Raw genomic sequence first — 12,818 nt, forward strand, 5'->3', positions numbered from 1 at the left:
ATCCGCGATGAACCTTTTTTATTACCTGTCGTTTCTGAAACCCAAACGGCAGGCACAAAAAAACCGCTGAATAATCAGCGGTTTTTAAATTCTTTAAGAGAACGCTAAGCGTGGCTTAGAACAACTCTTCTGCAACGCGGAACAGCTCAGAACGGTCTGGGTTCTGCATGTTCTCGATACAGTCGATGATGTCGTGGTGAACAAGTTCTTCTTTCTCGATACCAACACAACGACCACCGTGACCTTCTTGAAGAAGGTGAACAGCGTAGTTACCCATGCGAGAAGCAAGTACACGGTCAAAAGCAGTAGGACGACCACCGCGTTGGATGTGACCAAGAACCGTTGCACGAGTTTCACGACCAGTTGAAGATTCGATCTCTTTAGCCAGTTCGTTAGCATCCATCATTAGCTCAGTTAGAGCGATGATTGCGTGCTTCTTACCTTTCGCAATACCATCTTGGATGTTGCTGATAAGCTGTTCTTTATCTAGGCCAGTCTCTGGAGTAATGATGTACTCACAACCACCCGCGATTGCTGACATAAGCGTAAGGTCACCACAGTGACGGCCCATGATTTCAACAATAGAAATACGTTGGTGAGAAGAAGACGTGTCACGTAGACGGTCAATTGAATCAATAACAGTGTTAAGCGCTGTTAGGTAACCGATTGTGTAGTCAGTACCCGCGATATCGTTATCGATTGTGCCAGGAAGACCAATACATGGGTAACCCATTTCAGTCAGCTTCTTAGCACCCATGTAAGAACCGTCACCACCGATAACAACAAGTGCTTCGATACCGTGCTTCTTAAGGTTCTCAATGCCTTTCTCACGAACAGCAACGTCTTTAAATTCAGGGAAACGTGCAGAACCTAAGAAAGTACCACCACGGTTGATCACGTCAGATACGCTTGAACGGTCAAGCTTTTCGATACGGTCTTCAACAAGGCCTTGGTAGCCATCGTAAATACCGTAAACTTCAATGCCAACTGATAACGCAGTACGAACAACGCCGCGAACTGCTGCGTTCATACCTGGAGCGTCACCACCACTGGTCAAAACACCGATCTTCTTAATCATGCTCACCCTCGATTTTTGGGAATCTATTATTCAATTCTTGTTCTTGCTGATTGTATATCAACAAGATTTTAAATCTATATTTGTGCGTTATGTTACATTTCCTCAACAGGAATAGCACTCAAATCGCGTAAAATTATGTAACATTTCTACTTCTGTAAGAGTATTACAGTTTTACTCAATAACTTTGTTGATTCACATCAGAATCAACATTAATTGTTACTAAGGTGGTTTTTGAATCACCTAACAGTTAATAATTTTTACTCACTTTAGTTCAAAAGCCACTCACTTACCATTTGCCCGCTGATTTTTAGCACGCATTACCACGAGTGGAATTTCTGCTGCTTCTCTGGTCCAAATACGACCGAATACGGGTCTTGGTGAATTAATACATCAGCATCAGGGAACACGGAGATAAGCTTAGCCTCTACTTCGTCAGAAATGCGATGCGCTTCAATAAGTGGGATATTATCTTCCAATTCTAGATGCAGTTGGATGAAGCGTATTGGCCCCGAGCGACGCGTTCGTAATTGATGCACACCCAACACGCCTTCCACGCTCAATGATGTCTCTTTAATCTGTTTCAGCTCATCATCTGGCAGCTTATGATCAAGCAGAGACTGAACCGCTTCCATCGCCATTTGATAAGCGCTGTACAGAATGTAGATACCGATACCGACCGCGAATACTGAGTCCGCCTGACCAATCCCAAACCAGCTCAATGCCAGTGCCAGCATAATCGCGGCGTTCATATAAAGGTCTGATTGATAGTGCAATGAATCGGCTGCAATAGCTTGGCTACCCGTTTTGTTGACCACATGTTTTTGGAAGCGAACCAGACCAAAGGTCATCACTATCGCGAACAGGCTGACGTAGATACCAATTTCTGGAGAGTTCAGTTCATGAGGTCGGAAGAAGCGCTCAATACCATTGAGAATAAGGAAACATGCAGAGCCTGAAATAAACATTGCCTGCGCTAATGCAGCGAGAGATTCAGCCTTACCATGACCAAAGGTGTGCTCTTTGTCGGCAGGCTGCAGAGAGTAACGAACCACGATAAGGTTAACGACAGAGGCCGCGATATCCAGCATTGAATCCACGACGGAAGCCAACAGACTCACAGAACCTGTCACCCACCACGCTGCGACTTTCACTATCAATAAAATAGTGGCGATGGTGGTGGCTGCCCAAGCGGCGAGCGTAACTAAACGTGCGTATTCTTGTTTCATAACTTGGCTATAAAGTGACTGATAGCACAAAGTATAACCTGCAAACCACCAATTGAATATGACAGCCATGATGTAAAACATTCATTTTTAAGGATCAAAAAAAGCGACACTCGGCCGCTTCTTTCTAAACACTTTCATTCAACGCTGATTTCTCAAGCAATGAATTACTTGTCTTTGTTCATGCGTTTTTCCATTTTGTCAGCACACTTAGTCATGCGCTCTTGTTGGATTTCTTTCAGTTGAGTCTTTTGCTCAGCCGTTAGTACGCTCATCATTTGGTGTTGCTTCTTAAGCATTGCTACGCGACGCTCAGTTTGCTTCTCAACCATTTGGCTTGCTAGGTCGTTTGCTGCTGCTTCGTCAAAGTTGTCAGCCAGTACCAATGCTTGAACTTTTTCTTGGTGCGCTTTCATTTTCGCCATTTTATCGGCTTTATTGCCAGCGTGTTTTTCTTTCATCTCAGCGCGGTTCGCTTCGCGCATCTCTTTCAATTCTGTTTTTTGTGCATCAGTCAGGTCTAGTTGACGCATCACTTTCTTATCGAAGCCACCACATTTACCGTGCATGCCTTTGTGGTCGCCTTTATCGCCGCCGCCATATGCGAACGCGCTTGCTGTACCTAACATTAGTGGAAGTGCCGCAGCTGCTAGTACAAGTTTCTTAGTCATTTTCATAATTGTTGCCTCAATTCGGTATAATAAGTCATGTGTTGCGTCTGTTTCTCAGCGCTTAGATATAGATTAGTCTTTCCCTCGTAAAGTGACGTTTAGAAAGCGTAAAGAATCGTAAAGAGTGAAAGTTGACGAATAATTAGCAGTATTATTAACCTGTAAATAACCAATTAAGGCTTCCCAATGGCGAACATTCTTCTTATTGATGACGACACCGAGTTAACCAGCTTACTCAAAGACATTCTGAGCTTTGAGGGCTTCACTGTTTCCGAAGCCAATGATGGCTATGCAGGGCTGGAAGCTATCAATGATGAGATTGACCTGATTCTTTTGGATGTGATGATGCCGCGTCTTAATGGCATGGAAACACTAAAGAAACTGAGAGAAAATTGGGAAACACCAGTGCTGATGCTGACCGCAAAAGGCGAAGAGATCGACCGTGTGATTGGTCTTGAACTTGGCGCGGATGATTACCTGCCTAAACCTTTCAGTGACCGAGAGTTGTTAGCGCGTATTCGAGCTATCTTGCGTCGTACTCAAACCAACACCGCACCTAAGGCGGCCAGTGATAGAGTTCAATATCAAGACATCGAAGTCTTCCCTGGCAAACAAGAAGCCTACTGCAATGGGGAGCTCATCGACCTCACCACAACCGAGTTCGCCCTACTGAGTCACCTTATCCAAAACCCAGGGCAAGTGATCACCAAAGAAGCATTGAGCCTAGATGTATTAGGTAAAAGGCTCGCAGCGTTTGACCGCGCGATAGACATGCACATCTCTAATCTACGTAAGAAGATTCCTGAGCGCACTGACGGTAAATCACGCATCAAAACCTTACGAGGCCGTGGCTACTTATTGGTAGAGGAAGATTAATGCGTATACCTAAAATCACCAGCTTATATGGACGTATCTTTGCTATCTTTTGGTTCACCATGTTACTGGTGCTTTTGTCGGTGCTGTCACTTCCCCATTTAGACCCTCGAGTCGCGCGCGATGTGCCTGCAGATCAACTCGATAAACTCGAGCGTATCGCTAAAATCACAGAGAAACGCTACGCCAAAGAACCAAATCTGGGCAAGATTGTCTTCCAACTTGAGGCACCACGCAGCCGCAAGGATTCTCGCGCTCGCATCTATCTGACCGATCTTGAGGGCGCAGTCCTTACCTCGAAAAGGCATTCAGACTACAAACTTAAAGCGATTCGCAACTTTGTTACCTCGATAGATAACCCTGAAGTGCCGAAACAAAAACTCTACGGACACTACATGGTGGCAGGTCCAGTACCCATCAAACTCGCGGGTGAAGAGTTGTTGATGTACGCCGGAATAAAGTGGACTCAACCACCTCCGTTCTTGTTACGCCTGTTTGATAGACCTCTGCAGTTACTGCTTGCGGTTATGCTGGCGAGTACCCCGCTATTGCTTTGGCTAGCTTGGGCACTGAGTCAACCCGCTCGCAGGCTAGAACGCGCGGCACAACGCGTGGCGAAAGGTCAATTCGAGGTCGATCCAACACTCGAAAAAGGTACTTCAGAGTTCAGACAAGCAGGTGAGAGCTTTAACCAGATGGTCGAAGCGGTGAACCAGATGATCTCAGGGCAGCAGCGCCTACTCTCTGATATTTCACACGAACTACGCTCCCCACTGACTCGCCTGCGCATGGCCAATGCACTGGCGATTCGTAAACAAGGCGAGAGCCAAGAGTTAGAACGCATTGATACCGAAGCACAGCGTCTGGAACAGATGATCAGTGAGCTGCTGACGCTATCTCGTATGCAGGTCGACAGCCATATTACTCGTGAGGTTCAGCCTATCTCGAGCCTATGGGAAGAGATCTTAAAAGACGCAGAGTTTGAAGCCGAACAGATGGGCAAACAACTGACGTTTTCAGAGATCCCAGAGCGTTCTATTTCGGGTAATCCTAAGCTGCTGATGAGTGCCTTAGACAATATTACGCGCAATGCTATCTACTACGGCAAAGACCAAGTGGATGTGCAATTCCATGTTGTCCAAGATCAGCTGACGATTTGCGTCAATGACAACGGTGATGGTGTACCGGAGGATGAACTGGATTCTATCTTCAGACCTTTTTACCGTGTCTCAACAGCGCGTGACAGAAACTCTGGCGGCACAGGGCTTGGATTAACCATTACTGAAAGTGCGATTCGCCAACACAGCGGAACCATCACGGCGACCCGCAGCCAGCTCGGTGGATTACAACTCGAAATCACCCTGCCTATCTTACCGGTGTAATACCCCCACAAAGATCGCAGTTGATAATGATTATCATTACTATTATGGTAAATCCTCTAATTAAGGAGGATTTACCATGTCGCACACTTTCCCTGCTTTACCCTACGCTTACGATGCCCTAGAGCCTTACATTGACGCTAAGACAATGGAAGTGCATTACAGCAAGCACCATAGAACCTACTACGATAAGTTTGTTGCGGCGGTGTCTGGCAGCGAGCTAGAACAGCAATCTCTGACCGAGATCTTTGCCAACATATCTCAGCACAGCCCGGCTGTTCGTAACAATGGCGGTGGCTACTACAATCACATCTTGTACTGGAACTGCATGTCGCGAGACGGCGGTGGTGAACCTACGGGCGAGCTTGGTGAGGCTATCAAGAGTACCTTCGGAGATTTCGAGACATTCCAAGATCAGTTCGCCCAAGCGGCGATCAATACCTTTGGCTCCGGCTTTGCTTGGCTAGTGGTAGAGCAAGGGCAACTGAAGATCATCTCAACCTCGAACCAAGATAATCCGTGGATGGATACCGTGGCGAGTGATGGCGAACCGATTCTCGCGCTCGATGTTTGGGAACACGCCTACTACATCAGCTACCAAAACCGTCGTCCTGATTACATCAATGCATGGTGGAATGTGGTGAATTGGAATGCCGTATCTGAAAACTACGCGCAAGCACTAACGAACCAAGCGTAAGCGAATGGTGACGGTGGCGAACTGTACTCACTCAGCTTGCCACCGTATACTCGGGCTATCTTTGATTACTCTTGTGAACCAACATGTTTGATATCGCTCTATACGAACCAGAAATTGCACCCAATACGGGTAACATCATCCGCCTATGTGCTAACTGCGGCGCAAATCTGCACCTGATTGAACCGCTTGGCTTTGATTTTGAAGAGAAGAAGGTTCGTCGTGCTGGCTTGGATTACCACGACCTTGCGCGAGTTAAGCGTCACAAGAACCTAGAAGCTTTCCTTGAGTATCTAGAGAATGAACGTGAGGGTGATTTCCGCATCTTTGCTTGCACCACAAAAACGACAGGCCACCACGTTGATGCGAAATTCCAACAAGGCGATGTGCTGATGTTTGGCCCTGAGACTCGCGGCCTGCCTGCTGAGTTCATTGAAAGCATGCCAATGGAACAACGCATTCGTATTCCAATGATGCCAGACGCGCGCAGCCTGAACCTGTCTAACGCAGTGGCAATCATTGCTTTTGAAGCATGGCGACAAATGGGTTTTGAAGGCGCGGTATAACCGAACACTCAAGCTTATCTTTTATCTGTTATCTGTTATCTGTTATCTGTTATCGATAGTAAACAGTAAGTAACAGCTAGCGACAGACAATAAAAAAGGCTCTTACCATTATCACTTTCTTGCGAAGGATAAAGGTAAGAGCCTTTTCTGTTTTCCCTCTATATAAAGAGAGAAAAAATTAATTAGTTTAAGCGGTTACGATCGTTGTCGTCGTCTTTCTTCTCAAACTCACCTTCAAAGGTGTTGCCGTCTTTTGATTGGTCAGATGGATCGCGATTGAATGGGTCTTGTCCAAATGGGCTCTGGCCAAAACCAGCTTGTCCACCGGCATGGAAACCACCAGACATGTTGGTCACCACCATTTTTTCCATCATTTTCTTGGCAATCATCGCTCTTGGTGCTGGCAATAATACCAACATACCGAGTGCGTCCGTCATAAAACCCGGAGTCAGCAGCAATACACCGGCAACTGCAAGCATCACGCCTTCAAGAATCTGTTGTGCTGGCATTTCGCCTTGTTGCAAACGACCTTGCACAGACATAAGTGTCTGAATGCCTTGGCTACGAACCAGCGATGCACCCACAAATGCAGTGATCAAAACCAACGCAATAGTTGGCCACAATCCTAAGAAGCCACCAACTTGAATAAATAGCCCAATCTCAATGATGGGTACGAAGATAAATAGTAATAATAAGATAGGAAACACACGCCCTCCTTTGTTACTTGCAGTTTACGCTGAAAGCCCTAACAATCTCAAATTTATCCTGTAAATAAGCGTGTTTATTGACCAAGAATAACTTTGCAAAATATTGACGAAACAAAACCGAAAAAGGTGATCCACTTAATATTTTTATGCGCTAAGTACAGTATCATGTGCCACATAAGTCAGGACGGATTTATCAGCCCAATATTCTAGCGAACGGAGTATTTGCACACAGAATAGGCTAATAACTAACTATATAATCAGAATAATTCTCTAAGGATCCTGTTATGGCTACTCAATCAGAAGCTCAAGTTGAAGCTCCTCAAGCTACTCGTCTCGAAGAAGATCTATTAGGTCAACGTCATGTTCCGGCTGATGCTTACTACGGCATCCACACTCTACGCGCAGTTGAAAACTTCAACATCTCAAATGTAACGATCTCAGATGTACCTGAATTCGTTCGCGGTATGGTGATGACTAAGAAAGCAGCGGCTTTAGCAAACAAAGAGTTAGGTGTAATTCCAAGCGAAGTGGCTAAATACATCATCCAAGCTTGTGACCTAATTCTAGACACGGGTAAGTGCATGGATCAGTTCCCATCGGACGTTTTCCAAGGTGGTGCTGGTACTTCTGTAAACATGAACGCAAACGAAGTTGTTGCGAACGTGGCTCTTGAACTTATGGGCAAAGAAAAAGGCCAATACGAGTTCATCAACCCGAACGACCATGTAAACCGCAGCCAATCTACAAACTGTGCTTACCCAACTGGCTTCCGTATCTCTGTTTACAACAGCGTTCGTAAACTGATTGATGCGATCGAATACCTAAAAGGTGCATTCGAGCTTAAGAGCCAAGAATTCAACACGATTTTGAAGATGGGTCGTACTCAGCTTCAAGACGCAGTTCCAATGACGGTTGGCCAAGAGTTCCACGCTTGGGCTGTAACCATCAATGAAGAAATCAAAAACCTAGAATACACTTCAAAACTACTGCTTGAAGTAAACCTAGGCGCAACGGCTATCGGTACAGGTCTGAACGCAGCACCGGGTTACCAAGGCCTAGCAGTGAAACACCTAGCAGAAGTAACAGGCCTAGAGTGTGTAGCGGCTGAAGATTTAATCGAAGCAACGTCTGACTGTGGCGCATACGTAATGACGCACGGCGCACTTAAGCGTCTAGCTGTTAAGCTATCTAAGATCTGTAACGACTTGCGTCTACTTTCTTCAGGTCCACGTACTGGTTTGAACGAGCTAAACCTACCTGAACTGCAAGCAGGTTCTTCAATCATGCCTGCTAAAGTAAACCCAGTTGTACCTGAAGTAGTAAACCAAGTTTGCTTCAAAGTTCTAGGTAACGACAACACGGTTTCTTTCGCTGCGGAAGGTGGTCAACTTCAACTGAACGTAATGGAACCTGTTATTGCACAAAGCATGTTTGAGTCTCTAGACATTCTGACAAACGCTTGTGTGAACCTGCGCGACAAGTGTGTAGACGGCATTACGGTAAACAAAGAAGTATGTGAAGCGCACGTATTTAACTCTATCGGTATCGTCACTTACCTAAACCCATACATTGGCCACCACGAAGGTGACATTGTTGGTAAGATCTGTGCAGAAACAGGTAAGAGTGTTCGTGATGTAGTTCTAGAACGCGGTTTATTAACCGAAGAAGAACTTGATGACATTTTCTCTGTTGAAAATTTGATGCATCCTCAGTATAAAGCGAAGCGCTACGAATAAAGTTAGCGAGAAAGGGTTCCAAACGGAGCCCTTTTTTAGGCTCCAATACGGTTAACCATGATTATTTTGTGGATTTCCGTTGGTTGCGCTTTTGCCAAATTGAATCTAAACCATAGAACTATTATGTGAACATTCCAGCGGCGAATGTTCAAATAATAAAATCTAAATGAGGTGTTACTTATGATTGCAGTAGAACTGTTTGTCGTCCTGCTCTTTATCTTTTTGGGGGCCAGAATTGGCGGTATCGGTATTGGTTTTGCCGGTGGTGCTGGTGTTATTGCCCTTTCACTTATTCTTGGCGTTCCAACAAGCCAATCTTTCATCCCGATCGACGTAATCTTGATCATCATGTCAGTTATCACCGCAATTGCTGCAATGCAAGTTGCTGGCGGTATGGACTGGTTGGTACAAATTGCCGAAAACTTTTTGCGTAAACACCCTGAACGCATCACCTTTTACGCGCCGATTGTGACCTTTGTAATGACATTAATGGCGGGTACTGGTCACACAGCATTCTCTACGCTTCCTGTTATTGCAGAAGTAGCGAAAGGCCAAGGTGTTCGTCCTTCTCGTCCACTGTCTATCGCAGTTGTCGCTTCTCAAATTGCTATCACAGCTTCGCCAATCTCGGCTGCAGTTGTGGCTTTCGCAGCAATGTTGGCACCATTTGGTGTTGATTACCTAACGCTATTGATGGTTTGTATCCCAACAACCTTCATCGCTTGTATGGTTGGTGCGGTTGTTGCTAACTACATGGGTAGCGAATTGAAAGACGATCCTGTTTATCAAGAACGTCTAGAGAAAGGTCTAATCAAGCTAGCAACAGAAGAGAAACGCGAAATTCTACCTACAGCGAAGAAAGCAACGTACATCTTCCTAGCTGCAATTGGTTTCGTGGTTTGTTACGCAGCGGCAATCTCTAGCTCTGTTGGCCTAATTGAAAACCCGGCGCTAGGTCGTAACGAAGCGATCATGTCTGTAATGCTGGCAGCAGCAGCGGCTATCGTGATGTTCACTAAGATTGATGCAGCGAAGATTTCTTCAGCACCAACGTTCCGTTCTGGTATGACGGCATGTGTATGTGTACTTGGTGTGGCTTGGTTAGGTTCAACGTTTGTAAACGCACACGTTGCTGAAATCAAAGACGCAGCAGGCGCTCTACTGGCTGACTACCCATGGATGCTGGCTCTTGTTCTGTTCTTCGCTTCTATGCTGCTTTACTCTCAAGGCGCAACAACAGTTGCACTGATGCCTGCAGCACTAGCGATTGGCGTAGCACCACTAACAGCCGTTGCTTCTTTTGCTGCGGTAAGTGCGCTGTTCGTACTTCCAACTTACCCTACGCTACTAGCAGCGGTTGAGATGGATGACACAGGCTCAACGCGTATCGGTAACTACGTATTCAACCACCCATTCTTCATTCCAGGTGTGGTAACAATCAGTACTGCGGTAGCACTCGGCTTCGCATTCGGCGGTCTGTTTATCTAACATTCGCTGGTGATTGAACATTTAAAAGGAAGCTTCGGCTTCCTTTTTTGTTTTCTGCTCAATGTGTTATTTGATACGCATCAAATAACCATTATAAACTTTAAAAACCGCCTAAAAATAAAGTTTGAATAAAATTCCAAGATTATTCTGCCTAATCATAAACAACACCTACCAAATCAATCTCCTTCCACTTCCAGTTAATCCACAACGAATATTAATCCAAGCTAACTAACCAAAAAACCTTGACGATTTTCTGCCATTTTTTAGCCCTTTTATTAGCCATTATTTTTGTGAACAGCACCAAACTTAAATACCGGAGTAAGGAATAAAATAACCGCAGCTAAATTAAATCTAACTTCATTTGGATTAGTAAATATAAAAACAACCTTAATTTAAAGTCAGCAACTTTATATCGTTGAGTGCTTTATAAGTGTCCGTGTATTTACAATCTATAAATCATTAGTCGCTAATTCACATCACTTCTATTTAAGATGATGTAAGGAGATAGCCATGACAACTCAAACGATACCAAGCGAGAAAAAAAAGGGCGGCTTCTTTGCCAACTTTAAATTCCCTTCTGCCTACACCATTCTATTTATTCTGATTGCGTTCGTCGCACTGCTTACCTGGATTGTTCCAGCAGGCCAATACGACCGTGCAATGAATGAAGAGCTAGGCCGAGAAGTACCCGTAACCGGAACCTATCAAGCGGTAGAAGGTAACCCTCAAGGCGTGATTGATGTACTGCTCGCGCCTATTGACGGCTTCTATGACCACAATAGCTATGAAGCGGCGGCTATCGACGTTTCGCTGTTCATCTTAATCATTGGTGGCTTCTTAGGGCTAGTAACCAAAACGGGTGCCATTGATGCCGGTATCGAGCGCGTCACCGCCCGCTTAGAAGGGCGAGAAGAGTTGATGATACCAATACTGATGGCGCTATTTGCCGCAGGTGGTACCGTCTACGGCATGGCGGAAGAATCACTGCCCTTCTATACATTGCTAGTGCCGGTAATGATGGCAGCTCGCTTTGACCCTCTTGTTGCCGCTGCGACCGTACTGCTTGGTGCAGGTATTGGGGTGCTGGGTTCAACGATTAACCCATTCGCAACCGTGATCGCTGCCAACGCCTCTGGTATTCCATTTACAGACGGTATCGTGTTGCGCATTGCGATGTTGATTATTGGTTGGGGTATTTGTGTTGTCTACGTAATGCGTTACGCAAGAATGGTTCAAGCCGATCCAACAACATCAATTGTCTACGACAAATACGAAGAGAACAAAGCGCACTTCTTAGGTAATGCGAGCGGCGAAAAACTTGAATTCACCGCGACTCGCAAACTGATTCTGACCATTTTTGGTGGCTCGTTCGCTGTAATGATTTATGGTGTATCCGTTGCTGGATGGTGGATGGCTGAGATCTCAGCGATGTTCTTAGCAGCAACCATCATCGTTGGTATTGTGGCTCGCATGAGCGAAGAAGAGTTTACCACCAGCTTCATTGATGGTGCCCGCGACCTACTTGGCGTTGCGCTCATCATAGGTATTGCACGTGGTATCGTAGTGGTGATGGACCGCGGTATGATCACCGATACCATTCTCTTCTCAGCAGAACAGATGGTAACGGGGCTTTCTTCGGTTATCTTCATTAACGTGATGTTCTTCTTAGAGATTCTACTGTCGTTCTTAGTGCCATCGACCTCTGGCTTAGCGGTACTGACCATGCCAATCATGGCACCACTGGCCGACTTTGCTGGCGTAGGTCGTGACTTGGTTATCACTGCGTACCAATCTGCATCTGGCTTGGTGAACCTAATCACCCCAACCTCCGCGGTGGTGATGGGTGGTTTGGCGATTGCTCGTGTCCCTTACGTGCGCTGGGTTAAATGGGTGATGCCACTAGTCGGTATATTGATGGTGTTCTGCATTGTTGTACTGAGTATTGGTGCGCTGATCTAACTAACAGCACTTCACTCCTTTCTCATCCAAAGCCGCTTCTCACAGCGGCTTTTTTATTGTTCCCTCTCAATGTAACCCTCTGCCACTGAAACAGCTCCTCAAAGCCATACACGCGATATTCAAGGTTCTTCTGTTCGTAGCCAAGCTCAACCAAACTCAAAGCACTCGCAATAGAAGAATCAATCCTACTTTTAAACATCTAATTTTCTTGATGAAATAACACTCTATTTTCAACCATGATGTTTAAACAAATAGTTAGTCACTTATTAGCGTTAATTATATTTAAAGTAATTAATAGCCTAATAAACAGACGAGGATTAATGCCCTTCTCTATCAAAAAACACACTTAAACAGCCGATTTTAAAATGTGATCGCAACAGCTTTATTCGCATTTACTTTGTTAATAAACAATTAATTCCACATCCAAAATTAAATATCTAAATA

General features: G+C 45.3%; 11 protein-coding genes. 7 read left to right on the forward strand and 4 right to left on the reverse strand.

The features are described from left to right. Positions 1-115: 115 nt before the first annotated feature. From pfkA to AB4517_RS13985, 3 genes are all read right to left on the reverse strand, one after another. Positions 116-1,078, reverse strand: a complete 963-nt coding sequence (gene pfkA / locus AB4517_RS13975; protein ID WP_017061160.1) for a 6-phosphofructokinase — start codon at positions 1,076-1,078, stop codon at positions 116-118. A gap of 317 nt (positions 1,079-1,395) precedes the next feature. Next, on the reverse strand, positions 1,396-2,304 hold the full coding sequence (gene fieF, locus AB4517_RS13980; RefSeq protein ID WP_050649603.1) for a CDF family cation-efflux transporter FieF: 909 nt from the start codon (positions 2,302-2,304) through the stop codon (positions 1,396-1,398). A 164-nt stretch (positions 2,305-2,468) separates the two neighbouring features. Beyond that, complete coding sequence (locus tag AB4517_RS13985; protein WP_050632403.1) at positions 2,469-2,978, reverse strand: CpxP family protein; 510 nt, start codon at positions 2,976-2,978, stop codon at positions 2,469-2,471. A 180-nt stretch (positions 2,979-3,158) separates the two neighbouring features. Between AB4517_RS13985 and AB4517_RS13990 the strand changes: the two genes are divergently transcribed. From AB4517_RS13990 to trmL, 4 genes are all read left to right on the forward strand, one after another. Beyond that, a complete protein-coding gene (locus AB4517_RS13990) occupies positions 3,159-3,848 on the forward strand; it encodes a response regulator (protein ID WP_017061163.1) in 690 nt (229 codons plus the stop codon). Then, positions 3,848-5,227, forward strand: coding sequence for an envelope stress sensor histidine kinase CpxA (cpxA, locus tag AB4517_RS13995; protein WP_372148501.1), 1,380 nt, complete (start codon positions 3,848-3,850; stop codon positions 5,225-5,227). Before AB4517_RS13990 ends, cpxA begins: the two co-directional genes overlap by 1 nt. A 76-nt stretch (positions 5,228-5,303) precedes the next feature. Continuing rightward, a complete protein-coding gene (locus tag AB4517_RS14000) occupies positions 5,304-5,921 on the forward strand; it encodes a superoxide dismutase (protein ID WP_372107234.1) in 618 nt (205 codons plus the stop codon). A gap of 83 nt (positions 5,922-6,004) precedes the next feature. Beyond that, positions 6,005-6,484 carry a tRNA (uridine(34)/cytosine(34)/5-carboxymethylaminomethyluridine(34)-2'-O)-methyltransferase TrmL gene (gene trmL, locus AB4517_RS14005; RefSeq protein WP_009844716.1) on the forward strand — a complete coding sequence of 160 codons (480 nt, stop codon included), beginning with the start codon at positions 6,005-6,007 and terminating at the stop codon, positions 6,482-6,484. Between the two features lie 182 nt (positions 6,485-6,666). Here the strand turns inward: trmL and AB4517_RS14010 are convergent, their stop codons facing one another. Next, positions 6,667-7,191, reverse strand: coding sequence for an FxsA family protein (locus tag AB4517_RS14010; RefSeq protein WP_012604974.1), 525 nt, complete (start codon positions 7,189-7,191; stop codon positions 6,667-6,669). Positions 7,192-7,475: 284 nt separating this feature from the next. On the opposite strand from AB4517_RS14010, the gene aspA reads away from it, so the two are divergent. The 3 genes from aspA (at position 7,476) to AB4517_RS14025 (ending at position 12,374) form a co-directional block, all read left to right on the forward strand. Further along, positions 7,476-8,927, forward strand: coding sequence for an aspartate ammonia-lyase (gene aspA / locus AB4517_RS14015; RefSeq protein WP_017063668.1), 1,452 nt, complete (start codon positions 7,476-7,478; stop codon positions 8,925-8,927). Positions 8,928-9,107: 180 nt separating this feature from the next. After that, positions 9,108-10,415, forward strand: coding sequence for an anaerobic C4-dicarboxylate transporter (locus AB4517_RS14020; protein ID WP_372148502.1), 1,308 nt, complete (start codon positions 9,108-9,110; stop codon positions 10,413-10,415). A gap of 510 nt (positions 10,416-10,925) precedes the next feature. After that, the gene (locus AB4517_RS14025; protein WP_017068849.1) at positions 10,926-12,374 is read left to right on the forward strand and encodes a YfcC family protein; all 1,449 of its coding nucleotides are present in this window, start codon (positions 10,926-10,928) and stop codon (positions 12,372-12,374) included. The last annotated feature ends 444 nt before the right edge of the window (positions 12,375-12,818 follow it).

It is taken from the genome of Vibrio sp. 10N.222.52.C3, from assembly GCF_041474195.1.
GTDB lineage: Bacteria > Pseudomonadota > Gammaproteobacteria > Enterobacterales > Vibrionaceae > Vibrio > Vibrio crassostreae_C.